General features: G+C 59.6%; 17 protein-coding genes. 5 read left to right on the forward strand and 12 right to left on the reverse strand.

From position 1 onward, the window contains the following. Positions 1-25: 25 nt before the first annotated feature. A complete protein-coding gene (locus LIX91_RS15970; RefSeq protein WP_003415778.1) occupies positions 26-1,177 on the reverse strand; it encodes an acyl-CoA dehydrogenase family protein in 1,152 nt (383 codons plus the stop codon). 3 nt (positions 1,178-1,180) lie between these two features. Beyond that, a complete protein-coding gene (locus LIX91_RS15975) occupies positions 1,181-2,278 on the reverse strand; it encodes an enoyl-CoA hydratase/isomerase family protein (protein WP_003415779.1) in 1,098 nt (365 codons plus the stop codon). Positions 2,279-2,554: 276 nt separating this feature from the next. Between LIX91_RS15975 and LIX91_RS15980 the strand changes: the two genes are divergently transcribed. From LIX91_RS15980 to LIX91_RS15990, 3 genes are all read left to right on the forward strand, one after another. Then, the gene (locus LIX91_RS15980; protein WP_032698199.1) at positions 2,555-4,234 is read left to right on the forward strand and encodes an MFS transporter; all 1,680 of its coding nucleotides are present in this window, start codon (positions 2,555-2,557) and stop codon (positions 4,232-4,234) included. After that, positions 4,231-5,403 carry an HlyD family secretion protein gene (locus LIX91_RS15985; RefSeq protein ID WP_226488756.1) on the forward strand — a complete coding sequence of 391 codons (1,173 nt, stop codon included), beginning with the start codon at positions 4,231-4,233 and terminating at the stop codon, positions 5,401-5,403. Before LIX91_RS15980 ends, LIX91_RS15985 begins: the two co-directional genes overlap by 4 nt. A gap of 130 nt (positions 5,404-5,533) precedes the next feature. After that, positions 5,534-6,556 (forward strand): IS110-like element ISPsy7 family transposase, encoded by a 1,023-nt coding sequence (locus LIX91_RS15990; protein WP_046236539.1) that lies wholly within the window; start codon positions 5,534-5,536, stop codon positions 6,554-6,556. Between the two features lie 415 nt (positions 6,557-6,971). On the opposite strand, the gene LIX91_RS15995 is transcribed toward LIX91_RS15990, so the two are convergent. The 6 genes from LIX91_RS15995 to LIX91_RS16020 form a co-directional block, all read right to left on the reverse strand. After that, positions 6,972-8,588: an inorganic phosphate transporter gene (locus LIX91_RS15995; RefSeq protein ID WP_226488757.1), complete on the reverse strand. Its 1,617-nt coding sequence runs from the start codon at positions 8,586-8,588 to the stop codon at positions 6,972-6,974. A 125-nt stretch (positions 8,589-8,713) separates the two neighbouring features. Beyond that, on the reverse strand, positions 8,714-9,733 hold the full coding sequence (locus tag LIX91_RS16000) for a transporter (protein WP_003415784.1): 1,020 nt from the start codon (positions 9,731-9,733) through the stop codon (positions 8,714-8,716). A gap of 171 nt (positions 9,734-9,904) precedes the next feature. Next, the gene (locus LIX91_RS16005; protein WP_226488758.1) at positions 9,905-10,726 is read right to left on the reverse strand and encodes an aldo/keto reductase; all 822 of its coding nucleotides are present in this window, start codon (positions 10,724-10,726) and stop codon (positions 9,905-9,907) included. A 109-nt stretch (positions 10,727-10,835) separates the two neighbouring features. Next, positions 10,836-12,467 (reverse strand): methyl-accepting chemotaxis protein, encoded by a 1,632-nt coding sequence (locus LIX91_RS16010; RefSeq protein WP_100072696.1) that lies wholly within the window; start codon positions 12,465-12,467, stop codon positions 10,836-10,838. A gap of 351 nt (positions 12,468-12,818) precedes the next feature. Then, positions 12,819-13,427, reverse strand: coding sequence for a TetR/AcrR family transcriptional regulator (locus LIX91_RS16015; protein WP_100072695.1), 609 nt, complete (start codon positions 13,425-13,427; stop codon positions 12,819-12,821). A gap of 105 nt (positions 13,428-13,532) precedes the next feature. After that, positions 13,533-16,388 (reverse strand): PAS domain-containing protein, encoded by a 2,856-nt coding sequence (locus LIX91_RS16020; RefSeq protein ID WP_226488759.1) that lies wholly within the window; start codon positions 16,386-16,388, stop codon positions 13,533-13,535. A 559-nt stretch (positions 16,389-16,947) separates the two neighbouring features. Between LIX91_RS16020 and LIX91_RS16025 the strand changes: the two genes are divergently transcribed. After that, positions 16,948-17,601 carry a TetR/AcrR family transcriptional regulator gene (locus LIX91_RS16025; RefSeq protein WP_226488760.1) on the forward strand — a complete coding sequence of 218 codons (654 nt, stop codon included), beginning with the start codon at positions 16,948-16,950 and terminating at the stop codon, positions 17,599-17,601. Between the two features lie 87 nt (positions 17,602-17,688). Here LIX91_RS16025 and LIX91_RS16030 read toward each other — a convergent pair whose 3' ends face one another. The 3 genes from LIX91_RS16030 to LIX91_RS16040 form a co-directional block, all read right to left on the reverse strand. Continuing rightward, complete coding sequence (locus tag LIX91_RS16030) at positions 17,689-20,379, reverse strand: beta-glucosidase (protein ID WP_226488772.1); 2,691 nt, start codon at positions 20,377-20,379, stop codon at positions 17,689-17,691. Between the two features lie 59 nt (positions 20,380-20,438). Beyond that, positions 20,439-20,687 (reverse strand): hypothetical protein, encoded by a 249-nt coding sequence (locus LIX91_RS16035; protein WP_032698359.1) that lies wholly within the window; start codon positions 20,685-20,687, stop codon positions 20,439-20,441. 277 nt (positions 20,688-20,964) lie between these two features. Further along, positions 20,965-22,212: an MFS transporter gene (locus LIX91_RS16040; RefSeq protein WP_226488761.1), complete on the reverse strand. Its 1,248-nt coding sequence runs from the start codon at positions 22,210-22,212 to the stop codon at positions 20,965-20,967. Between the two features lie 73 nt (positions 22,213-22,285). On the opposite strand from LIX91_RS16040, the gene LIX91_RS16045 reads away from it, so the two are divergent. Further along, entirely contained in the window at positions 22,286-22,981 is a 696-nt protein-coding gene (locus LIX91_RS16045) for an ArsR/SmtB family transcription factor (protein ID WP_226488762.1), read from the forward strand. Between the two features lie 55 nt (positions 22,982-23,036). On the opposite strand, the gene LIX91_RS16050 is transcribed toward LIX91_RS16045, so the two are convergent. Continuing rightward, complete coding sequence (locus tag LIX91_RS16050) at positions 23,037-25,190, reverse strand: TonB-dependent siderophore receptor (protein WP_003415793.1); 2,154 nt, start codon at positions 25,188-25,190, stop codon at positions 23,037-23,039. Between the last annotated feature and the right edge of the window lie 76 nt (positions 25,191-25,266).

The raw sequence follows: 25,266 nt of genomic DNA on the forward strand, positions 1-25,266 counted from the left end.
CATACCGTATCGCCCGGCCTCTACGTCAGACCAGATAATGACGCAGTTCCCGAGCGATCAGCAGGCGCTGAATCTCGCTGGAGCCTTCGTATATCTGGGTGATGCGCGCGTCCCGGTAGTAACGCTCGACCGGGTAGTCCTCCAGATAGCCATAGCCACCATGAATCTGGATCGCCTTGGAGCACACCCATTCGGCCATTTCCGACGCGAACAGCTTGGCTTGTGAGGCTTCCGACAGGCACGCTTGCCCGGCGCTGCGCAGACGCGCGGCGTGCAGGGTCAGCAGGCGGGCGGCGTTGATGCGGGTGTGCATGTCGGCCAGCAGATTGGCAATGCTTTGATGTTCGATGATCGGTTTGTCGAACTGCACCCGTTCCCGGGCGTACGCCAGCGCTGCTTCGAAGGCGGCGCGGGCGATCCCCAGTGCCTGCGCGGCGATGCCGATACGCCCGCCTTCCAGGTTGGAGAGGGCGATAGACAGGCCCTTGCCACGCTCACCCAGCAGGTTGGCTGCGGGGATTCGGCAGTTGTTCAAGGTGACCGCGCAGGTGTCCGATGCCCGGATGCCCATCTTGTGCTCGCTGCGGTCCACCACGAAGCCTGGGTTGTCGGTCGGCACCAGAAACGCCGACAGGCCCTTTTTGCCGAGCGTCGGGTCGGTCACCGCAAACACGATAGCCAGGTGTGCCCGTTTGCCATTGCTGACGAATTGCTTGGCGCCGTTGATGACCCACTCATCGCCCTGCAATTCTGCGCGAGTCCGCAGGTTGTGGGCTTCAGAGCCTGCATGCGGTTCGGTCAGGCAGAAACAGCCGATGGCCCGGCCTGTGGCCAGTTTTTCCAGCCACGCGTGCTTCTGCTCGTCGGTCCCGTAGTTGAGAACCGGCCCGCAGCCCACCGAGCTGTGTACGCTCATCAGCGTGCCGGTGGCCGCGTCGGCGGCGGAGATTTCCTCAACCGCCAGTGCATAGGCAACGTAGTCGATGTAGGTACCGCCCCATTGCTCCGGCACCACCATGCCCAAAAGGCCCAGCTCACCGAGCTTGGCAACCAGCGCATCATCGATCCAGCCGGCCTTTTCCCAGGCCTGGGCATACGGCGCGATTTCATTACGCGCAAAGTCGCGCGCCATGTCGCGAATCATTACCTGTTCTTCGGTCAATTCAAGATCGTGCACGGCTCAATTCTCCAGACCGCTGAAGAAACTCTGCACCTGCGCGGCACTGACGTCCTGCGCGCTGGCGTGTTTCCATTGCGGCTTCTTGTCTTTATCGATGATCAACGCGCGTATGCCCTCGATCAGGTCACCGCGTTCGAACCATTGGCGATCCAGGTGCAACTCCATGGCGAAGCAGGCCGGCAGCGGCAGATGACGACCACGGCGCAGCATTTCCAGAGTCACGGCCATGCCCAGCGGCGAGTGAGCTTTCATTCGGCTGACGGTATCCAGCGCCCAGTCCCTGGTGTCGCCGATGACCACCTGCTGAAGCTGTTCGAGCATGCTGGGAACATCCGGCAAGCCGAAAAAGTGGTCGATGGCGTGGCGCAGGGCTTCCAGCGGCGGGGAGGGCAGACGCTGGGTAGCCAGCTTGGCCAGCGCACCCTGCAGGTCCTTGAGTGGGCTTGACTTCCACTTCAGGTGATCAAGCATATGGTCGAGGCGCGGCAGCAGTTCGCTGTTCATGGCCCAGTTGGCAAGGCCGCAGTACAGTGCGTCGGCAGCACCGATCTGCGACCCGGTCACGCCCAGCCAGGTACCCAGTTCGCCGGGCAGCCGCGAGAGAAAATAACTGCCGCCGACATCAGGGAAATAACCAATGGCGACTTCGGGCATGCCGAGGCGGCTGCGTTCGGTGACCATGCGCAGGTCGGCCCCCTGGACCAGCCCCATGCCGCCGCCCAGCACCAGACCATCCATCAGTGCCAGTACCGGCTTGCGATAACGGTGAATGGCCAGGTCCAGCTCATACTCTTCGGCAAAGAATGTGTGATGCAGATCCTGGCCGTTCTGGTGGCTTTCATACAGCGAACGGATATCGCCACCGGCACAGAACGCCTTGCCGCCTGCGCCGCGCAGGACCACTGCATGAACCGACGGGTCATGGGCCCAGCGGTCAAGTTGCTGGCGAAGTGTGCGGACCATGTCCAGATCGATTGCGTTCAGGCCTTCCGGACGATTGAGGGTCAAGTGTCCGATGTGATTACGCACGTCGATAACGATCGAATCCCGGCTGGCGGATGGTCGAACCGAGCGGGCCGATGAAACCTGTGAACTCATTCTGAACTCCTTGTTCGGTTGCGCTTTTTTCTTATTCGAGCATTCGAGCGTCGCAGAAGATCCTAGCAGCGCAAATGTGCAAAGCAAAACTGCGTTTAAGCATAGTCTGAAGTTTCAGATAGCCACTGTTTAGAGCATTGGCGAATGCCTGAGCGTTGCTGTATCGGGCTGACCGACGCGAATCATTGCCTGGCGGATGAGTATTATGAGTGTCATTAATGTCACAAAAGGGAATTCCTCAGGTGTACCCCATGAAAGTCCGCGTGCCAGTCATTTATGAGCGATAAGTATGCCCCGCGCGAGTGGGCCGCCCACGAGCGTCCGACCATGCCAGGCTCACCGTCGACGCCGCTGCATTCGACTGCGCGGCGTTGGGCGTTTGCTGTCGTAGGGGTGATCGTCGCGCTGACCGGCGGGCTCGGCAACGCGCTGGTAGTCGCCAACCTGCCGTATCTGCAGGGCGCATTGGGGGCGACCTCGCAGGACATCGCCTGGCTGCCGGCGGCCTACATCATGACTAACGTGTCGATGAATCTGCTGCTGGTGAAGTTTCGTCAGCAATTCGGTCTGCGCGCGTTCACCGAGCTGTTTCTGGTGCTGTACGCGCTGGTGACGCTGGCGCATCTGTTCGTCAATGACATCGATTCGGCCATCGCTGTACGTGCGGCACACGGTATGGTCGGTGCTGCGCTCAGCACCCTGGGGCTGTATTACATGATTCAGGCTTTCCCGCAGAAATGGCGGCTCAAGGCGCTGGTATTGGGGATTGGCACCGCCCAGCTGGCAACACCGCTGGCCCGGCTGGTGTCGGAAGACTTGCTGCAGATTGCCCAATGGCGTGGCCTGTATCTGTTCGAACTGGGCATGGCGCTGCTCTCGCTGGGCTGCGTGCTGATGCTCAAACTGCCGCCGGGCGATCGTTTCAAGGCGTTCGAGAAGCTCGACTTCCTGACCTTCGGCCTGCTGGCCACCGGCTTTGCGCTGTTCTGTGCGGTGCTGTCACTGGGGCGTATCGAATGGTGGCTGGAAGCGCAGTGGATTGGTATCGCCTCAGCGGCATCGATTGCGCTGATCTGTGCCGGACTCGCTATCGAGCATAACCGCAGCAATCCGTTGCTGATCACGCGCTGGCTGGGCAGTGGCGCGATCCTGCGTCTGGGACTGGCGGTTATCCTGTTTCGCGTGGTGCTGTCCGAACAGTCGGTGGGCGCTGTCGGTTTTCTTCAGGCGCTGAACATGGGCAGTCAGCAGTTGCACACCTTGTATCTGGTGATGTTGCTCGGCAGCGTCTCGGGGCTGGCGGTCAGCGCGCTGACCATCAATCCTGCGCATCTGATCAAACCTTTGCTGATCTCCTTGGCGATGATGGCAATCGGTGCCTGGATGGACAGTCATTCCACCAACCTGACCCGCCAATCGAACATGTACCTCAGCCAGTTTCTGTTGGCGTTCGGTGGCACGTTCTTCCTCGGGCCCACCCTGGTGCTGGGGATCAGCGGGGTTTTGGCGAACCCGCGCAACATGGTCAGCTTTTCGGTGTTGTTCGGGATCACCCAGAATATCGGCGGGTTGATCGGGTCTGCTGCATTGGGCACCTTTCAAGTGGTGCGCGAGAAGTTTCATTCCAGCCACGTCGTCGAACACCTGAGCCTCATCGACCCGCTGGTTCAGGCCCGGCTGCAGAGCTACAGCGCCAGTTACAGCTCGGTGATCGCCGACCCGTCGTTGCGCAACAGTCAGGGTATCCGCGCGATGGCCACGGCAGCGACCCGCGAAGCCAACGTGCTGGCCTACAACGATGTATTCATGCTGATCGCGCTGATTGCCGTGCTGACCATGATCTGGATTTCAGCCAGGGTCCTGTGGCTGAAAATGACCACTCAACCTCTGGCGCTGGCACCCGTTGCACCTGCTGCTTCGCCCTCCGTATCCAACTCCGGCGTTAAATCTTCATGACCGAATCCAAGACCCCAGATACCGAAGCCCCTCGTAACTCGCCGCCACCGGCACCGTTAACGTCCCCGGTGACCAGCAAGCCGCGCTCGACCCGCAAGCGTGTCGTGTCTTCCGTGATTTTCGGCGCCGTCGCCCTGGCCGGAGTGCTGGTGGTGCTGTACGCCTGGCAACTGCCTCCGTTTGCCAGCCCGATCGAGAGCACCGAGAACGCGCAGGTCAAGGGCCAGACCACGCTGATCGGGCCGCAACTGAGCGGGTATGTCTACGAAGTACCGGTGCAGGACTTTCAGTTCGTCAAGGCCGGTGATCTGCTGGTGCGTCTGGATGACCGTATCTATCGTCAGCGCCTGGACCAGGCCGTCGCACAACTGGCAGTGCAGAAGGCCTCGCTGGCCAACAATCTGCAACAACGGCGCAGTGCCGAAGCCACCATCGGCCAGCGCCAGGCCGAACTGCAGAACAGCATCGCCCAGAGCCGCAAGAGCGCTGCCGATCTGCGGCGCAATCAGGCGCTGGTGACCGACGGTTCGGTTTCGAAAAGCGAGCTGGATGTGACGCGTGCCGCCGACGCGCAGGCAAATGCCGCCGTTGCCGAAGCCAGGGCTGTCTTGCAGATCGCCCGTGAGGATCTGCAAACCGTCATCGTCAACCGCGGCTCGCTGGAAGCCTCGGTCGCCAATGCGCAAGCGGCTATCGAACTGGCGCGCATCGATCTGGACAACACCCGTATCGTTGCCCCGCGTGACGGGCAGTTGGGGCAGATCGGCGTGCGTCTTGGTGCCTATGTCAATTCAGGCGCGCAACTGATGGCGCTGGTGCCCGAGCAGCGCTGGATCGTGGCGAACATGAAAGAAACCCAGATGGCCAATGTGCGCCTGGGCCAGCCGGTGAGCTTTACCGTCGATGCGCTCGACGGCCACGAGATGCACGGCCACGTACAAAGAATTTCGCCCGCTGCGGGCTCGGAATTCAGCCTGCTGCCCGCCGATAACGCCACCGGCAATTTCGTGAAGATTTCCCAGCGTATCCCGGTACGTATCGTGGTCGATGCCGATCAGCCGATGCTTGAGCACTTGCGGCCAGGGATGTCGGTGGTGGTGAGCATCGACACCAGCGCGGACGGCGACGTGCCGCCTGATCCGGCGGTGCGGCGACCCCCGGATCAGTGACATGGCGAAGGAACCCGACGAAGTCGGGCCGGAAACCGGAGCGAAAGGCTAATGAGATGGTCAGCCCGATCCGAGAAACCCGGAGTGTCTACACTTTCCGGGTTTCTCTCTAACGTCGAGGAGATCACTCATGAAAAACGGCCTCAAGCTCTTAGGCATCGACATTGGTAAAAATAGTTTTCACCTCATAGGCCATGATGCAGGCGGCCACCAAGTATTACGCAAGTGCTTCAATCGCAATCGCTTTCTGCAGTTTGCGGCTCAGATTGAACCCTGCTCCATTGCAATGGAGTCGTGCGGTGGCTCTCACTGGCTTGCCAGGAAACTCGCCTCGCTGGGGCACCGGGTGAAGTTGATTGCTCCGCAACATGTGAAGCCCTACGTGACGGGCAACAAGAATGACTTCATTGATGCCGAAGCTATATGCGAGGCGGCCTCCAGACCGCGTACTCATTACGTTGCCGTTAAGACTGTGGAGCAGCAGGTACTTTCTGTACAACATCGTCTTCGCGAGTCACTGGTTTGCCACCGTACTGAAGCCATCAACAGGGTGCATGGTTTTTTGCTTGAGTTCGGAGTTGCCTTGCCAGCCACCAAGGCAGCGATCGCCAAAGTGCCTGAGCTGATTGACGATTCACGTAGCGACCTGCCGCTGCAGTTCAAAAGGGTCATGGAGCATTTGCTGGAGGATATTCATCGCCTTGATACCGAAATAAAGGCCTGTGATGCGCAAATCAAGCAGCAACTGGCGCAAGACGATGCTGGTACACGCTTGATGACGATTCCTGGCATTGGTCCTATTACCGCCAGCGCATTTGTAGCGGATCTGGGTGACGCTTCCAATTTTCGAGCCTCACGAGACCTTTCCGCTTTTCTGGGGCTGGTTCCCAGACAGTTCTCTACAGGCGGGAGACCCGTATTGCTGGGTATCAGCAAGCGAGGTGACAGGCACCTGCGAACCCTGCTGGTGCAAGGTTCTCGAGCGCTCATGATTCGAATAGAACGTCGCGATGATGCTCTTGGGCAGTGGGTAAGAGACTTGTTGGCACGCAAGCATCCGAACAAGGTGGCATGTGCTTTAGCGAACAAGCTGGCAAGAATCGTATGGGCGGTGCTCAGACGAGGTAGCACTTACAACGCATCAATGATCTGAGTAGAAAATAGACATACCAGCTTTTGCGACGCAGTGATGATGATGATAAACAGCTCATGGCCTGACTGAGAACCTGATAACCAAAGCAGCCTTCGAGGCTTTAAGGCTTTTGAGGACAGTAAGGCGGCGAATACTCATCAAGGGCCGGGCAGCGAAATTGCCCAGAATGAGCCCGGATACATTAGCGCAAGCATGCTTTACCGCTCATCGAACTGCGATTGCAGGGGGTGGGCTGACCATACATTTGGTTACTTTGGCCTCATCAAAGTAACTCGCCGAGGGGCGAAAAGGTGACTTGAGTCGAACTCTAATCTACCTGATGTCATGGAACCGCTGTGTGACGCAGAGCGTCACGAACGGCATGCCGACGCGGAGCGTCGGCACGATAGTCAAAGGGGGGCGGACGCGACAGGCATCAGAACAGCTTGCTGAACACCCAGTACAACGAACCTGACAAGAGGATCGCCGCCGGCAGGGTCAGCACCCAGGCAGTGGCCAGATTGCGCAGGGTACGCATTTGCAGACCCGAGCCATTGGCGACCATCGAACCGGCCACGCCGGACGACAGCACATGGGTTGTGGATACCGGCAGCCCATACATGTCCGCCGCGCCGATCGTGAACATCGCCACGACCTCTGCCGACGCGCCCTGAGCGTAAGTCATGTGCGTCTTGCCGATGCGCTCGCCCACAGTCACCACGATACGCTTCCAGCCGACCATCGTGCCCAGCCCCAAGGCGATGGCTACGACAATCTTGACCCAGGTCGGAATGAACCGCGTGGCACTGTCGATCTGCCCCTTGAACGCCTCAAGCTTGGTCTTGGTGTTCGCGTCGAAATCGCCGACCTTGTTTTTCTCCATCAGGCGGATGGTTTCCGAGGTCAGGTACATGTCGTTACGCACGTTGGTCACAGCCTCGGCAGGCACCTTCGACAGCGAGCCATAACTGGCGACCTGATCGCCGATCTTGCCCGCCATCACCGCCAGCGCAGGGATCAGTTCAGGGCTTGCCTCCTTGCTGACCAGGTAATCCGACAGCGTCTTGCGCGCATCCCCGGGGGCCGGTTGAGGGACGCTGCGGATCAGCGCCTGCTGGGTTACTTCAGCCACCGCAGCGAACTGGGTAGCCTGTTCGGCGGGCATGGTGCGGTTCAGCGCATAAGCCATCGGCAGGGTGCCGACCAGAATCAACATGATCAGGCCCATGCCTTTCTGCCCGTCGTTGGAGCCGTGCGCGAACGAAACGCCCGTGCAGGTCACAATCAGCATGGCGCGAATCCACAACGGTGGCGGCGCATTATCTTCCGGGGCTTTGTACAACGCACGGTTCTTGATGAACATGCGCATGGCCAGCAAAAGCAACGCGGCACAGCCGAAACCCACCAGTGGCGAGAGCAGCAGTGAGTAACCGATCTTGGTGGCCTGCGACCAGTCCACGCCGCTGGTGCCGTCGCGGCCGTGCATCAGGGCATTGGCGATGCCGACGCCGATGATCGAACCGATCAGCGTGTGCGACGAGGACGCCGGCAGACCCAGCCACCAGGTGCCGAGGTTCCAGATGATCGCCGCGATCAACAGCGCGAAGATCATCGCGAAGCCCGCCGATGAGCCGGTTTGCAGGATCAGTTCCACCGGCAGCAGGGCAATGATGCCGAACGCCACCGCGCCGCTGGAAAACATCACGCCGAGGAAATTGAAAAAGCCCGACCAGACCACTGCAAAGCCGGGCGGCAGGGAGTGGGTGTAGATGACCGTCGCGACCGCGTTGGCGGTGTCATGAAAGCCGTTGACGAATTCGAATCCCAGCGCGATCAACAACGCTACACCCAACAGCACGAACGGGGTCCAGGTGGTGACCACCGTGCCCATGTCGTCGACGTCCTGTTTAAGGCTGTAGCCGGTGAACAACAAGCCTGCGATAAGTATCGTGAAGAAAAGTATCATGGTCATTCGGCTGGGCTTGCGACCGAATTGACTCGCTGACAGGCTCGCCTTGCCGAGAGCGTCCGGAGACAGTGCGTTTGTAGCCATGTTCGCAATCCTGGATTGAAAGAATATTGACATGGTCATTGCAAAATGTGACAGCGGTGAGACATGTAACAATTGATTGCGCTTTTGCGCCGGTTTTCTGACAACCGGCGGGTGCGGTTGTTGAGTCAGTAGTCGCCGCGTTTGCGGAACGCCCAGCGCCCGGCGACCAGCGTGAAGGTCGCGACCAGTGCCACCAGAATCCAGAAGCCCTCAGGGTCGGACGCCAGCGGCACGCCCCCCACGTTCATGCCGAAAAAGCCGGCAACGATGTTAATCGGCAAGGCCAGAACAGTCACCACGGTCAGGGTAAACAGGGTTCTGCTGCTCTGCTCGTTGAGGTTGGCAGCAATTTCTTCCTGCAACAGTTTGATGCGCTCGCCCAGCGCCGTAAGGTCGTTGATCACCAGTGAGGACTCTTCGATGGACTGACGTAATGCCTGAACATCCTGTTCGCGTAGCCATTGCGGAGGTTTGTGCAACAGGCGCATCAACGAGCCGGGCTCCAGCGCCAGCAGGCGTTGCAGACGGACCAGCACCCGGCGCATGGCGCCGAGCTCGGAGCGATTGTTGCTCAGTCGCTGCGAAAGCAACTGGTCTTCGATGCGGTCGACGTTGACGCTGGTCTTGCGCAGAAACTGTGTCAGCACTTCGCCCTGGTCGCTCAGCAGGTGGGCGAGGAGCTCCAGCGGTGAGTCGAATTGCTCGCCGCGCTTGACCGCCGAGCGCAGCTTGTCTACCGAACGTAGCGGCTGCAGCCGGGCGGTGATCAGCAAACGCTGGCGGGCACAGACCCACAAGGTGGAGATGTCAGTCGAGAGTCTGTTGAAGTCGAATACCACATCGTTGACGACCGCCAGCAGCGTGGTATCCACGTGCTCGATCCGCGTCGAGCGCGAGCCCTCGTGCAATGCTTCGAAAAATTCTTCCGGAAGGTCCAGCTGAGTTTTCATCCAGCGCTCGCAGGCCGCGTGCGAGAGGTTCAGGTGCAGCCAGATGAAGCCGTTTTCTTCGGGAGGGTTTTGCAGGTAATCCAGCGCGGCGGCCGAGCCGATTTCCTGGCCACTTTCACCGTGGCGAAAACGGAAGCCGTAGAGCAGGCCGAAAAGGTCGGAGTCCTGATGGTGGTGAGCGATACTGTGGTTCATGGCTGTCCACGTGCGGCCTGGCCCGGGCAGGGAGGCGAAGGCCGCATGATGACAAGGCGTTATTTCATATTTGTGACAGCTTGTTGCCGGGTGTGTCATCTGTCATATCGGCAAGCGGCTGCATGGGCAGCCGTTCAGTCAATCGACAGCTCGCTATCGCATTGACAGCGATCAGACCATCGCCAGCGGCACCTTGCGAGTGGGCGCAGGCCATGCCAGATCGATATCGGCCAAGTCGCGCTCGGTCAGACGAATCTGCTCGGCAGCGATGTTCAGACGAATGTGTTCCGGGTTGGTCGCCTTGGGAATGGCGATCATGTTGTCCTGACGCAGCACCCACGCCAGAGAAATTTGCGCCGGTGTTGCATCGTGGCGCTTGGCGATTTCATGCAGGGCAGGGTGGTAGAGCAGATCGCCAGCCTGGCCGATCGGGCAGTACGCCATCAACGGCAGATGACGGTCTGCGCTCCACAGCATCAGGTCGAACTCGATGCCGCGTTGCTCCGGGTTGTAGAGCACCTGATTGGTGGCACAACGCGGGTTGTTGAGTTCGATCATGTCCGGCACATCAAAGTTGGAAACACCCCAGGCACCGATTTTGCCCGCTTCACGCAGACGCTCGAATGCCTCGACCGTCTCGGTCAGCGGGTACTGACCGGGCCAGTGCAGCAAGTACAGATCGATGTAGTCGGTGTTCATGCGCCGCAGGCTGGCCTCGCACGCGGTCGGAATACCGGCGCGGCTGGCGTTGTGCGGGTAGACCTTGCTGACCACGAATACCTTGTCCCGCTGCCCGGCGATCGCTTGCCCGACAATTTCCTCGGCAGCGCCATCGGCGTACATCTCGGCGGTGTCGATCAGGGTCAGGCCCTGTTCGATACCGAGACACAGACCGGCAATCTCTGCCGAGCGCTGATGCCCTTTTTCACCCATGTGCCAGGTGCCCTGACCCAGCACTGGTACGGTACTGCCTGCCAGTTCCAGTGTGCGCATGTGACCCCCTGCAGTTAAATAAGCAGCTAATGAGCGGTTGAATAAGCAGGTCTCAGGCAACAAGAGGCGCACGAGGTTCCGTGCCACCCCCCAAAATCGCAATGCAGATTTAAACCCGGAACTGCTTCAGCAAGGTGTTCAACTCTTCGCTCAACCCGCGCAGGTGCAGACTGGCCGAAGTCGATTGTTCGGCGGCCAGTGCTGTGCTCTGAGACAGTTGCGCGGCCTGGGTGACGTTCTGGTTGATGTCATCCACCACGTGCGTCTGCTGCAGGGTGGCACTGGCGATGGAGGCGTTCAGGCTGTTGAGGTTGCGCAGCGCCTGACTGATAGAGGTCAGGCTCTGGCCGGCCTGATTGGCCTGCTCGATGGTCATCTGCGAAGAACGGCTGCTGTCACCGATTACCTTGACCGCTGCATCGGAATGCTTTTGCAGGCGTTCGATCATTGACTGGATTTCTGCGGTCGACTTCTGCGTACGCTGGGCCAGCAGGCGCACCTCGTCGGCCACCACGGCAAAGCCGCGGCCCTGTTCGCCGGCCCGCGCTGCTTCGATGGCGGCGTTCAGCGCCAGCAGGTTGGTCTGCTCGGCAATCGAACTGATCACTTCCAGTACGCTGCCGATCTGCGTGCTCTCGCTGGCCAGACTCTGCATCACTTCCACGGCCTGACCAATGGTGCTGGAGAGGTGTTCGATCTGCCGCAGGCTGTTATCGATGTTGATTTGACCCTGCTGTGCCTGCGACTCGGCATCGCGCATTTCGCTGGCGGCATGTTCAGCATTCTTGGCCACGTCCTGCACGCCGTAGGTCACTTCGTTGACCGCAGTGGCAACCAGGTCCATCTGCTGCGACTGCTTCTCGCTGCGGCTCTGCGCCTGCTCGGCATCGCTGCCCAGATCAGTCGAGGCCTGGCCCAGCGCCACGGCCGAGTGCTGCAACTGACCGACGACATTGCGCAGCTTGGCGACAAAGGCATTGAAGTGCGTACCCAGCTCGGTGATTTCATCCCGGCCATGGGTTTCCAGCGTGCGGGTCAGATCACTCTCGCCACTGGCAATGCTGGCCATCGCACCGACCGCCGCTCTGAGCGGACGCACGATACTGCGCACGATCGTGACCAGCAGCAAGACCATGATCAGCACGATGCCGGCGATGAACATCCCGGCGTTCCACAGTTGGGTCTTGAACTCGGCCGCGACGTCATCGACGTATACGCCGGACCCCAGAATCCAGCCCCATGGCTGAAACAGCTGCACGTAGGAAGTCTTTTTCACCGGCTCGCTGGCACCGGGCTTGGGCCAGCGATAATTCACCATCCCGGCACCCTTGGCTTTGACCAGCGTGACCATTTCGTTGAACACCGCAAAACCGTCCGGGTCCTTGATGGTCGACAGATCCTGGCCTTCGAGCTTGGGGTTGGTGGGGTGCATGATCATCACCGGGCGCAGGTCGTTGATCCAGAAGTAGTCGCTCTGGCTGTAACGCAGGCTCTTTATCTCTTTCAAGGCCTGCTGTTGCGCAGCCTCGCGGGTCATGCCGCCTGCGGCTTCAAGCCCCTGATAAAACGAGAGGATGCCGCTGGCGGTCTGCACCACATGCATGGTTTTCTCGGCCTTGGCCTGGTACAGGTCGTTATGCAACTGCCTGAGCAGTGTCGCCGAGAGGACGAAGAGCATCAGCACTGAAACCACAAGAATCAGCCACAGACGGAGACTGATGGACAAACTGCGCATACCCATGATCGGCTTCCCTTGCATTATTTTTCTTCTGATCACCCCAATCCGCACAGCGCGCGATTCGGGGTCTTTCAAGCATCTCGGCGGGTCATGATCAAACATGAGCGGTCGGTCACACTTTTTAACGGCGTACGCCGGTATGGCGAAAGGCTTACAGCAACAGGCGCAATTGGCTCTATCGACGGACGCTCAGGGAATGTAGGATCCAATTCAACAGCTGCAGCGAAGGAACGCCGCAGTGATCAGGGAGGATCGACCATTGCCAGGAGGCTACTGACAGGATGTCGGAATGGTCATGTTGCAAAACCACCCGCTTCGGCGGGTTTTTTGCGTCTGCAGTAAAGCAGGGTGGGTTCAGCGGTCCGGCTCGCAGCCCTTGAGCACCAGCCTGAGGATGGTCTGCGTTGCCGCCTCGTAATCGACGTCCTGCAGTTTTGCCTTGCCGGTGACCGTTGCGATCTGCCAGTCGAAATCGGCGTAGGTCTGGGTCGCCGCCCAGATGGTGAACATCAGGTGGTGAGGGTCGAGCGGGGCGATCTGTCCGCTGTCGATCCAGGCCTGGATGCAATCGATATTGTGCCTTGCCTGGCCATTGAGCTGTTCGATCTGCTGCGCTGTCAGGTGCGGGGCGCCATGCATGATCTCGCTGGCGAACACTTTCGAGGCGAAGGGCAGGTCGCGGGAAATCTGGATTTTCGAACGGATATAGCGGCTGAGGACTTCGGCAGGTACGCCTTCGGGATTGAAGGGCGTAGAGGCACGCAGAATGGGCTCGATGATGCTTTCCAGCACCTCGCGATAGAGGTTTTCCTTGGATTTGAAGTAGTAATAGACGTTGGGCTTGGGCACACCGGCCTTGGCTGCGATATCGCTGGTCTTGCTGGCGGCGAAGCCCTTGTCGGCGAATTCCTCGCTGGCAGCGCGCAGGATGAGTTCTTTGTTGCGCTCGCGGATACTGCTCATGACCCGGTTATTCCCTTGCCTGCATGGCGGTCGCGCATGTTAGCACCGGGTTTGCGCAGCGCTCAATGTTGACGGCCCGGGGCAGGGTTGCACCGGGCCGTCTACTCAGGCGCTCATCAGTTCCTGGACTCTGGCGGCCAACGCTTCAATCGCAAACGGCTTGGTCAGTACGCGCATTCCTGGCCCGAGCTGTTCGTCACCGATGGCGGCGTTTTCCGCGTAGCCGGTGATGAACAGGGTCTTCAGATGCGGGCGGACCTCGCGTCCGGCATCGGCCATTTGTCGTCCGTTCATGCCGCCCGGCAAACCCACGTCAGTGATGAGCAGATCGATATGCACATCCGAACGCAGCAGCTTGAGGCCGGCCAGGCTGTCGGCGGCTTCGATCAGCGTATAGCCCAGGTCACCGAGGGCATCGGTGAGCAGCATGCGCACCGTGGGTTCGTCGTCCACGATCAGGATGGTTTCCCCGGACTTGGTGAACTCGAACGGTGCCTTGTGCACATCGCCTTCGTCCTTGGCCGCAGTACCTTCGTAGCGGGGCAGGTACAGTGATATCGCAGTGCCCTTGCCGACTTCCGACTGAATGAGCACGCGTCCGCCAGACTGATTGGCAAACCCGTAGATCATCGACAGACCCAGCCCGGTGCCCTGGCCAATGGGCTTGGTGGTGAAGAAGGGGTCGAATGCCTTGGCGATGACATCGGGTGTCATGCCGGTGCCGGTATCGGTCACGCATAGCGACAGATAATGGCCCTCGGGCATATCGTGCGCGCGTGCCACATCGCCGTCTATCCAGCGGTTGCTCGCCTCGATGGTGATGCGCCCGCCGTCCGGCATGGCGTCGCGGGCGTTGATGCACAGGTTCAGCAGCGCGTTTTCCAGCTGGCTGGCGTCGACCAGTGTCGGCCACAGCCCCGTGGCACCCAGGGTCTCGACCACGATGCTGGGGCCGACCGTGCGCTGTATCAGGTCGGTCATGCCTTTCATCAGCCTGTTCACGTCGGTCGGCTGCGGGTCCAGGGTCTGGCGTCGAGAGAAGGCCAGCAGCCGGTGCGTCAGGGCTGCTGCACGTTTGGCCGCGCCCTGGGCGGTCACGATGTACTTGTCGACCTCGCCCCAGCGGCCTTGCTCGATCCGGGTACCCATCAATTCCAGCGCGCCGGAAATACCTGCCAGCAGATTGTTGAAGTCGTGGGCCAGGCCACCGGTCAGTTGCCCGACCGCTTCCATTTTCTGTGACTGGCGCAGCTTCTCTTCGGCCTGCATGAGCTCGGTGGTGCGCGCTGCCACGCGTTGCTCAAGTGTGTCGTTGAGGGCCCGCAGCGCGGCAGTGGCACGGTCGCGTTCGGCTGCCACGGCGCGTCGTTCGTCAACGTTGATGAGCACGCCGGGGAAGCTCAGTGGCGTGCCATCCTCGGCTCGGTCGACCCGGCCGTTGGCTTCGATCCAGTAGTAAATGCCATCATTACGACGAACACGGTATTGGTGGGCGTAAACACGCCCGCTGGTGATGACCGCATTGATCGCATGGATCAGGCCCTGCTTGTCTTCCGGGTGAACAGTGGCAATGACTTGCTCCAGGCTCAAACCTTCACGGCCCAGCGCGGGGTCCAGACCGAAGGCCTTGGCGAAGGCTTCATCGACGGTAAAGCGATCGGTTGGCAAGTCCCAGTGCCAGGTTCCGATGATCGCACCGGCGGCCAGGGCGAGCTGAACGCGGTCGATGTTTTCACGTGCGACGGCCTCGCTGGTGCGCAAGCGCTCCTCGGCGTCGCGTCGCGCCGTCACATCGCTGAAGATCACCGCAATCTGCCGATCAGCCGGTTCACCGACACGCACCGCCTTGACTTCGAACCAGCGTTCGAAAGCTTTGGCATAGTTTTCAAAGTTGGCTGGCTCACCGGTTTTGGCGACGTTGCCATAGGCTTCGAACCAGAACCGCTCCAGGTCTGGCGCGAACTCGGTCACCCACTTGCCGCGCAGATCGACGCCGGCCTGACGTTCAAAGGCGGGGTTGGCCTCGATGAAACGGTAGTCCACCGGGCTGTCATCGGCATCGAACTTGACCTGAATGATGGCGAATGCGGCTTCGATGGTCTCCAGCATGGCCCTTGAGCGCTCTTCGCTCTGGCGCAGCGCGGTCTCGGCCTTACGCATCTGCGACATATCGAGCATTGCGCCGATCATGCGCACCGCCTGGCCGTCGATATCGCGTATCACATGGCCGCGGTCCAGCACGTCGGCATAGGCCCCGTCCAGACGACGAAAGCGGTATTCGTCCGTCCAGGCAGTGCCATTGCCGTCGATCACGGCATGAATGGAGTTGTACACGCGGGTACGGTCGTCGGGATGGATCTGGCCCATCCACCAGTCACCGGAGTTGTCCAGGGTTGCCAGCGGGTAGCCGTAGGCCTCTTCCAGCGCGTCGTTCCAGAGCACCAGGTTGGCTGCAAAGTCCCAATCCCAGATCGCGTCATTGGTCGCCTTGGCGGCGAGCCGGTGTCGTTCCTGGGCTTCTTCGGTCGCGCGGCCCGCCAGATGCTCGCGGGTGCGGTCGCGCAGGATCTTCACGAAGCCGAGGTGCGTATGCTTTTCATCGTAAAGCGGCATCATTTCGCCTGATGCCCAGAACAGCTGACCGTCCTTGCGCAGGTGCCAGCGCTCGTCCGATGCCCGGCCTACGCTCAGCGCAAGCTGCATTTCATGCTCGATACGATCGTTGGCCACGTCCTCGGGCGTAAAGAAACGTTCGGCGCTCTGGCCAACCATCTCATCCTGGGTCCAGCCCAGAACCTGCTCTGCGCCCGGGTTCCAGTCGGTAATGATGCCGTCGCGATCGGTCAGGATCATGGCGAAATCCATCGCACTGTCAAAGACTGCGCGCTGGCGTGCCTCGCGGCCGATGGCTGCGGGTCGACAGGTATTCGTTGCGGCGTCGATGCCGGCTTCTTCAAGCATTCTGCGCAGGTCCACGATCTGCGTTTCAAGCTCTTCTCTTGTCAGGTCTTTCAGAGCGCCTCCCGCTCACACGTTATGTTTGGCATGGGCGGGCACTTGCCGGTGGCCTGCTTTGCACGTTGAAATCCGCTCGTTAGTCAGCTCTGCATTTGCCCGTTTGCCCTCGGCAGGCTGCACCTGATGTGCGTCGTTCTATGTCGATCACCATACAGTCATTGCCGTGCCTGGACTCACTTCCTCTCCTGACTGCACCGCAGTGGCTGTGTCAGTGGACACCTGCAGACGAATCGGGTTTCGACGGATCAGGCATTTAAAGCAGTCATCGTGTCCTGAGCTGATTCAGGAGTATGTTCAAGACGTGGCAAATTGCCCGGGTATTCATCGGCCTTTTTGCGGCTTTCTTTAGAGGGCATCAGGCCATGGGAACAACTTTGTTCGCAGGCTGCGCACATCGCTCATGACCTGATGCGAATTGTGCTTGCGGAGCAGCCTTTTTTCAGGGGTTCTGCGGAGCACATGCTAGGATTTACCCTTTCGTTATGCGAAACGTGCCCTTCGTATGTCCATCGATGCAAACAGTTCCGGTACACCTGCCCCAGCCAAGCAGCCTGCAGCCAAACGTCGCCTGCCCAAGGGCGAGGTGCGCAAGGCCGAAATCATCAAGGCGGCCATGACCCTCTTCGCTCGGGATGGGTATGCCGGCGCCTCGCTGACCAACATTGCCAAGGTGGCAGGTCTCTCTCAGGTCGGCCTGCTGCACCACTTCCCGACCAAACTGGTGCTGCTGCAAGCTGTTCTCGAACATCGCGACCAGTACATTGCCGGCCGGCTGCAGGATGCCGATCAGGTCGCTTCTCTGCAGGGGTTCCTGTCGTTTCTGAAGCAGGTCATGAGTTTCAGTATCGAAGACGCCGCGGTCAGCCAGGCGCTGATGATCATCAACACTGAAAGCCTGTCGGTCACGCATCCTGCACACCGCTGGTTCAGCGAGCGTTTCGCAATTGTGCATGGTCATCTTCAGGCGCATCTGAAGTTGCTGGTCGAGGCAGGCGAAGTTCGAGCGGATATTGACGCAAGGCAGATCAGCCTGGAGATAGCCGCCATGATGGACGGCATGCAGATTCAATGGCTTCGATCGCCAGGGGATGTGCAGATAGAGCAGGGGTTTGCCAGGTTTCTCGAGCGACTGGCGCGGGATCTGGCTGCACGCTGAGCTGCGAGCATTGGCCAGGCAGGCATCGGTGGTCCTGTCGACCACCGATGCCTTTGGCTTGGGAATGTTGCTTGGGATGAATGTTGCTTAGTAAGCCTGTTCTGCCTTGACCTGTACGGCCTTGCGCAGGGGGATCGGCAGCGGGTTGGAGTCGCGAGTGGTCAATTGCTCCGGGTACAGCGCTACAACCGTGCGGTCGAGCGCCAGGTTTTCCGAGTCCTTGCCCACCAGCACCTTGAACTTGCCAGGGTCAACGTTCCAGCTCACCGAGTTGGCTGAGTAGTACGCGAACGAGCGCGAGTCCAGCGCAATGGTCACGGTCTTGCTTTCGCCAGGCTTCAGGTAAACCTTGGAAAAGCCCTTCAGCTCTTTCTCTGGACGATCAACCAGCGGCTTGGAAGGCTGCACGTACAACTGAGCCACTTCAAAACCGGCCTTGTCACCCGTGTTGGTAACCGTGAACGACGCTTGAATGGTCGCGCCCGGTGCCAGCACGTTGCTCGACAGCTTCAGATCGCTATACGCATAGGTGGTGTACGAAAGCCCGAAACCGAATGGGTAGAGCGGTTTGGTGTGCTTCTTGTCGTAACCGCGATAGCCCAGGTACAGGCCTTCGCTGTAGCTCATTTCGACAGGCGGGTTAGGGCTGCTGAAATAGTACGGCACCGGGTTCGAGTACGATGCATAGCTCGGATTGTCCTGCGCCTTCTTGTCCAGCGTGATAGGCAGCTTGCCCGACGGATTGACCTTGCCGAAGAGGATTTCAGCCAGTGCCTGGCCGCCCTGTTGCCCTGGATACCAGGCGTGCAGAGACGCGGCTACCTTGTCAGCCCACGGCTGCATGTCCATGCCACCGCCACCGTGCAGTACCACGATGGTTTTCGGGTTGGCTTTCTGAATGAAACCGATCAGCTCGGACTGGAATTGCGGCAGCTCGAACGGACGATCGAGCGACTCACCCTCGTATTCGAAGTTGTTGCCGGCGGCTACCACGACAGCGTCGTAATCCCCCAGGTTCTTTGGTGGACGCAACGCTGCCCAGCTCATCTGCACGCCGTTCATGCCGCCCAGTACCGGGGTGAAGTTGCCCTTGAGCCGGCGGTATTCGAGGCGCACGTTGTATTCGCTGCCAGCTTTGAGGTTCGGGGTTTTAACCGTCCGCGGAACCACTGGAATCAGGTCGAACGAGACTTGCGAACCCTCGTCCTCGAGCACCAGTTCATCATTGATCCAGAGTTTATAGGCACCGTCCGCACGCACCTTGAACACCTGAGGACCGGTGATCGTCGGTTTGATCTTGCCGGTGAAGCGGGCAGAGAACGCGCCTGGCGCAGGGGTATAACCGCTGACTGTGCTGGCACCGTTATCGGTCACGTTGGTACTGGTAATCCAGTCCAGGTTGACGCCCGGCTCGATGCGGGTTGCCACCGGGTCGCCGGACAGCGAGGTGTTGGCGTAGTACTCGGCTTTTACGCCGGTGTTGCTGATCGCCTGCTGGTCACTGCCTGGCTGATACCAGACCGATGATTTGGGGTTCAGGCTCATCTGTGGCAGGTAGTCCACATTGGAGGGGTCAGACGCCAGTTGCTTGAGTCCGCTCACTTCGGTGACATAGCTGGCCGGCGCCGAATAGGCGGTGCCGAACGGCGCGGTCGGCGGCTGCATGGCCATGTCGCCAATGACGGCGATCTTTGCGTTTCTCGGCAACGGCAGCAGAGGTTTTTGCCCGTCCACTGGCTCGTTGCGCAGCAGGACGATCGATTCTCTGGCCACGTTCAAGGCCGCCAGCTGACCGTATTCACGATGCTCCAGTGGCTGCGCCTTGTTGATCCCCTTGTCAAAGCCGTAGCTGACCAGCGCTCTCAGGTTCCTGCGCACCTTGTCGTCGATCACGTTCTGGTGCAGTTGACCATTCCAGACATAAGGCAGCAGTTTGGCTTCGGTAAACTGAAGGCCGCTCGGCATGTCGATATCGGTGCCGGCCCATGCGCCTTTGAAGGCGTCCTGAACCGAGTTGAAATCGCTCATGACGTTACCCTGAAAGCCCCATTGGCCTTTGAGGATATCGGTGATGAGGTGATGGTTTTCACACGCGTATTCGCCGTTGATCTTGTTGTAGCCGCACATGATCGAGGCGATATTCGAGTTCTTGACCAGCGACTCGAAGCCCGGCAGGTACAGCTCCTGCATCGCCCGTTCGTCGATCTTTACATCCAGATAATGACGGTTCGCTTCCTGCTCGTTCATCAGGTAATGCTTGGCGGCCGCCTGGATGCCTTGAACCTGGATACCGTTGGTGACGGCAGGTGCCAGTACTGCGCCGAGAAACGGATCTTCGCCGCTCATGTACTCAGCCGCCCGACCGTTGAACGGCGTGCGGTACAGGTTGATGGCCGGCGACAGCATCTGCTGACCGCCTGCGATGCGGGTTTCGTAGCCGATGGCCAGACCGAATTCCTTGGCCCGGTTAATGCTCCAGGTGGCCGCGAGTGCTGACGGGGAAGGGTACTGCGCACCGAACGTCTTGCCGCCGACCAGTACGCCCATGGCCGAGTCATAGGCGACCGTGCCTTGGAGGTTGAACTTGTCCAGCTTGGGAATCATGCGGCCGTCGTCAACGCGCGAAAAATTGATTTTTTCCGATTGCGTCATGTTGTCCAGCATCGCGCCTACGCGCGCTTCCACTTCATTGCCGGTCATCGGCGTGACAGCGAATACGCTGCCTGCCTGGGCGATACCGAGCGCCAACAGGCTCAGGCCCAGGCCTTGTTTGATCATGGACACGGAGTTATTCCTTACATCATTCATAGGTTGATCGGTTGCAGTCAGTGGGTCACTCAGTGGTCTTCATTGCCGGCAGGCGCGTCCGCAGTGTCGATCGGTGCATCCACCACCGTTTGCGCGCCACTGGGCGTTTTCTGTACGGCAGCGTCGGCACCGGTGATCTGCTCACGCTGTGCGTCGACTTCTGCGCGGCGCTCGCTCGACGTGGATGGCAGCGGGTTCTGCCCGTCAGCGGCAGACACCGGGAGGGCGGCAAGGGACATCAGTAAAGTGGCAACAACAGGCAGCAGGGGGCTGGCCATCGAGAGAATCTCCAAACAGAAATATGAAACAGGCAGACAGGCAAGTCAGCAGCTCAGGGCCGCTGACAGTTCATTCAAGGCGTGCGTGACAAACAGAAAAGTTGCTGAAAGGTAAAATACACGAATGTAATTTTATATAGTTGAAATTTGTTAAAGTTAAATGGCGGCTATTTTGTTTTAGTTTTGTTTTAATTTCAAAATATAAATTCAATAGGCAATATTTTTATGGTTTTTGTGTTTTTACAGGCATTAATCTTCTTTTTAAAAAACAGAGTGATCACTCTGTTTTCGGGGATTTAGATGGTTTTCCATGGGGTCGCGTGCTGATGAGCGCAAGTATTGCTGACGCCTGAATACTGGCAGTGAGTGCCAGTATCACCACGTCGCTGTCAGGCCCGTCGAATAAAGTCCGGACGCCACCGAAGAAGGCTGGCGCAAAGGCGTAGCAACCTTGAGCGATGGCGACGATCAACGTCACCACGCGCGCAACCTGATGCCTGGGAAATTCCGCTTGGGCAATCAGGGGAGGCAGTGATGTCGCATTGCCGATACCCACGCCGAAAAGAATCATGCCGGCCCATAACAGGGCAGGGCTTGTGCCGATAAACATCAGCACCACACAGCCCAGGCCCTGGCAGGCGTAACTCAGGCAGGCGACGTGGCGTCTACAGGTGCCTAGCGCTAACAGCCTGCTGGACAGAAATCTGCCGAAGATAGCGCTGCAGGTAGCAACACCCATGGCCATACCTGCGGTCTGTTGTGTGACGTGATCAATCAGCAGCAGGAACAACTGGCTGATCAGGCCGATCTGCGCAAACAGCCCGAGCGACATGGCTGCCGTCAGCGTGATGAATGGCCGGCTACTCCGCAACGTTATGGGTGCAGTGTCCTGCAATGGAGGCAGGTCGGTGGCTGTCTGGCGAATGTCGTCGGGGTGCTGACTCAGATGTTCAGGCCTGAACCGGAACACACCGAAAGCGAGGAGCGCGATCACGACTGTTGAAAGCACACCCACCACGATCGCCGCGAGGTTGAACCCGAACTGGTCGATCAGGTACACCCAGCCCGACGAAAAGACCACGCCGCCGATGCTCGCGCCGTTATAGGCCATCGCCAATGCGCCGGGGCGTTTGCTGATAAACCATGGCGAGATTGTGGCGTTGACCGCCGCCGCACCCATGGTTACCCAACCGAATCCGCTGAGAGCCGCCGCGATAAATAGCTGCCAGGGCTGATTGGCGATCGACCAGCCGTACACACCGACAGCTAGGGTTGCCGCCCCTGAGACCGTAATCCACGGCAGGCCGTACCTTTTGTACAACGCAGGCAGGTTGACCACGACCAACGTACCTGCCAGAAAATGCACCGTGACCGCAGCCGAGCACAGCGCTGTCGACCAGCCGGTTCTCTGAATCACGGCATACATGAATATCGGCGGACCGTAAAAGCCGATGCCCCAGCCAAACACAGCCATCAGAAACGTGGCCGCGACGACTTTTCTGCCGAAAAAACTCGATTGACGCATGGGTGAATCCCTTCAAGTGGTTTGGCAGCAGTATGATGACTGCCTACGAGAACACTTCAGGGATGGCTGAACTATGGATGTTGAAGCGGCAGACCTCTCGCTGGCGGCAGTGGCGGGTGCCATTGCTGACCCTGCACGATCCCGAATGCTTTGTGCGCTACTGGACGGGCACGCACGAACCGCGACCGAGCTGGCGGCGCTAGCCGATACAGGCGCATCGAGCGCCAGTGGCCACTTCGCGCGTTTGCGTGAGCAGGGGTTGGTGGAAATGCTCGTGCAGGGGCGGCATCGTTACTATCGACTGGCCAACGCGCAGGTGGCGCAAGCGCTGGAAGCCTTGCTGTTGCTGACTCGACACAGCGTTGCGCCGTTCAAACCCAACACGCCTTCGGCCTTGAGACAGGCCCGAACCTGTTACGACCATTGCGCCGGAGAAGTCGCCGTCAAGTTGCACGACGCCTTGCTCAAGGCCGGCTGGTTAAGTGAGCAGGGCAAGGATTATGTGCTCAGTGAACAGGGTGCCGAATCACTCAATGCGCTGGGCATTGACGTGGACGCAGTACGTCAGCAACGCAGACGTCTGGCCTACGCCTGCCTGGACTGGAGTGAACGCGCCCCGCACATCGGCGGCGCGTTGGGGGCGGCGCTGCTGGAACTGATGCTCAAGCGCGGCTGGGTAAGCCGCCATCTGGATTCCAGAGCACTGCAGCTGACGCCCAAAGGAGCAGGCGGGATGGCGAAGGCGTTTGGTCTGGATGGCGGTGCGTAACCGCTCAGGTAACCACGCTGCTACCGAGCATGCCCGGCAGCAGCGTGGCTCAGGTTCAGAAGCTGTACTTGGCCGTCAACGCATAGCTGCGCGGATTGCCGTAGACGTCGGTGGAACCCCATACCGAGCTTGCGCCAATTGCCGTGTAGTAGGTGCGGTCGAAGATGTTGTTGGCGTTCAGTTGCAGGTCGAGGTTCTTGCTCACCTGATACCCCGCCATCAGGTCGGCAACGGCGTAGCTCCCCTGTTCCAGGCGATAGCTGCCATCGGTGAGCGCGATGTCGTTATACATGCGGCTCTGCCAGTAAACGTTGCCACCGACGCGCATTTTCTCCAGTGCGCCCTGCAGGCGATAGACCGTCGACACCTTGAACAGATGCTCGGGTGTGTCGGTGTCGAAACGCTGGTTCTTTTTCGTCGTATCGGCATCCTTGAGGTAGTGGGTGCGGGCGTAGGTGTAGCCTGCACCGACTTGCCAGTTCTCGGTCAGCGCGCCTTGCAATTCCATCTCGATGCCTTGGCTGCGTACCAGACCGGCAGCGTCGTAACAGGTCAGAACCGCACAGCCCGCCTGGGTCGGCGACTGGGTCTTGAGGTTTTTCTGGTCGATCTGGAACACCGCCAGGGAGGTGTTGAGCGCGCCGTTGAAGTATTCACCCTTGATACCGACTTCATAGTTTTCGCCCACCACCGGCTTCAGCACCTTGCCGGACAGGTCCTGTGCGCTCTGCGGCTGAAAGACGTCGGTGTAACTGGTGTAAAGCGAGTGGTGTTCATCCAGCTTATAGATCAGCCCTGCGTAGCGCGTCAGGTTACGGGTGACTTTGTAGTCTTCATCGCCGACGCGGTCATCGTAGTCGTACCAGTCCAGACGGCCGCCGAGGATCAGGGTCAGCGGATCGGCCAGGCTCAGGCGTGTGGTGAGATAGACCGCATCCTGAGTAGCGATGCTATGCGTCTTGCCATTGCGAACGAAGTCCGGCTTTGGCGCGCCGATGGGCAGGCCGGTGTCGTAAGGGCTGTACTCGTTGCTGGTCTGGTCGTACACGCGCCGGCTGGTGCCGACCACCACTTCATGAGTGCGGCCGAAGGCCTCGACCGGCCCACTGGCGTAGGCATCGAAGGCGGTCTGCTGCTCTTCCGGCTTCGACTGGTAGGCCGTGGTTTCCAGCGGGCCGTTGTAGCGAGACAGATAAGTCCCCGAAAACAGACCGTCCAGCGACGAGCTCGAGCCTGCTACGCGCAGCTTCCAGTCGTTGTCGAAACGGTGCTCCAGCTCACCGAACACGGTGTCTATCCGGATTTTCTTGTTTTCCCAATCCGAGCCGGAATAGGTGGAGCGCGGCAGGTTCAGGTGGTGACCATCGACGCCCAGGGGCAGGCCGCCCCAGAAGTAGTTGGTCTGATCTTCCTGACGAGACAGGCCCAGGGTGGCGGTCGTCGCGTCACTCAGATCGGCTTCGACCACCCCGTAGAACACGCCGTGATCGCTCTTTTCCTTATCGCGGAAGCTGTTGGCATCCTGGTAGGAGCCGACTATGCGGCCGCGAACCGTGCGGCTGTCGTTCAATGGGCCGGACGCATCGAATACGCCACGGTAATCGTCCCAGCTCCCGACCGTGCCGGTGAGGGTGACCTGTGGCACGGCGGTAGGGCGTTTGCGCACCATATTGATCGCTGCCGAAGGATTGCCAGACCCTGTCGCCAGGCCAGTGGCACCCCTGATCACCTCGACATGATCGAACATGGCCAGATTGGGTTGAACGCCTGCCGTGTAGCCCGAATAAGACGCGGGCAGGCCGTCGTACATGATGTTGTCGATGTCGAAACCGCGCGACGTGTAGGTTTGCCGACCCGGCCCGCTGGACTGGTCCAAAAACAGTCCCGGCGTATACCTGACCACGTCATTGATGCTGGTCATGGCCTGATCGTCCATGCGTTGGCGGGTGACAACCGTTACCGCCTGCGGCGTTTCACGAATGGTCAGCGGCAACTTGGTCGCGGTCTGCATCGGGCCGGTGGTGTAGGACTGACTGCCCTCGGTTGTGGAGCCAAGTTGATCGCTGCTGATCTGCGTTGCGCCCAGTTCCATGGTTGTGGCGGGCTGTTCTTCAGCGCCCAAGGCTGCCTGTGTGGTGGCAGCCCAGATGCCCATTGCCAACAGACCCGGTGTGAAACGATTGCGGCTTTGCGATTGTTGCCCCGACATGAACCCGACACTCCCTCGACGCCCTCCATGGCTGGATGATAATAATGTTGATAATGGTTCGCATTAGTGTGACAGG

It is taken from the genome of Pseudomonas sp. B20, assembly GCF_020515755.1.
Classification (GTDB): domain Bacteria; phylum Pseudomonadota; class Gammaproteobacteria; order Pseudomonadales; family Pseudomonadaceae; genus Aquipseudomonas; species Aquipseudomonas syringae.

Coding starts and splice junctions, on each gene's coding strand:
- LIX91_RS16040 (WP_226488761.1), bottom strand. CDS start 22,212: ATGCGTCAATCGAGTTTTTTCGGCAGAAAAGTCGTCGCGGCCACGTTT.
- LIX91_RS16030 (WP_226488772.1), bottom strand. CDS start 20,379: ATGATCAAACAAGGCCTGGGCCTGAGCCTGTTGGCGCTCGGTATCGCC.
- LIX91_RS15985 (WP_226488756.1), top strand. CDS start 4,231: ATGACCGAATCCAAGACCCCAGATACCGAAGCCCCTCGTAACTCGCCG.
- LIX91_RS15990 (WP_046236539.1), top strand. CDS start 5,534: ATGAAAAACGGCCTCAAGCTCTTAGGCATCGACATTGGTAAAAATAGT.
- LIX91_RS16045 (WP_226488762.1), top strand. CDS start 22,286: ATGGATGTTGAAGCGGCAGACCTCTCGCTGGCGGCAGTGGCGGGTGCC.
- LIX91_RS16020 (WP_226488759.1), bottom strand. CDS start 16,388: ATGCTTGAAGAAGCCGGCATCGACGCCGCAACGAATACCTGTCGACCC.
- LIX91_RS15975 (WP_003415779.1), bottom strand. CDS start 2,278: ATGAGTTCACAGGTTTCATCGGCCCGCTCGGTTCGACCATCCGCCAGC.
- LIX91_RS15980 (WP_032698199.1), top strand. CDS start 2,555: ATGAGCGATAAGTATGCCCCGCGCGAGTGGGCCGCCCACGAGCGTCCG.
- LIX91_RS16050 (WP_003415793.1), bottom strand. CDS start 25,190: ATGTCGGGGCAACAATCGCAAAGCCGCAATCGTTTCACACCGGGTCTG.
- LIX91_RS16000 (WP_003415784.1), bottom strand. CDS start 9,733: ATGAACCACAGTATCGCTCACCACCATCAGGACTCCGACCTTTTCGGC.
- LIX91_RS16015 (WP_100072695.1), bottom strand. CDS start 13,427: ATGAGCAGTATCCGCGAGCGCAACAAAGAACTCATCCTGCGCGCTGCC.
- LIX91_RS15995 (WP_226488757.1), bottom strand. CDS start 8,588: ATGGCTACAAACGCACTGTCTCCGGACGCTCTCGGCAAGGCGAGCCTG.
- LIX91_RS16035 (WP_032698359.1), bottom strand. CDS start 20,687: ATGGCCAGCCCCCTGCTGCCTGTTGTTGCCACTTTACTGATGTCCCTT.
- LIX91_RS16025 (WP_226488760.1), top strand. CDS start 16,948: ATGTCCATCGATGCAAACAGTTCCGGTACACCTGCCCCAGCCAAGCAG.
- LIX91_RS16010 (WP_100072696.1), bottom strand. CDS start 12,467: ATGGGTATGCGCAGTTTGTCCATCAGTCTCCGTCTGTGGCTGATTCTT.
- LIX91_RS16005 (WP_226488758.1), bottom strand. CDS start 10,726: ATGCGCACACTGGAACTGGCAGGCAGTACCGTACCAGTGCTGGGTCAG.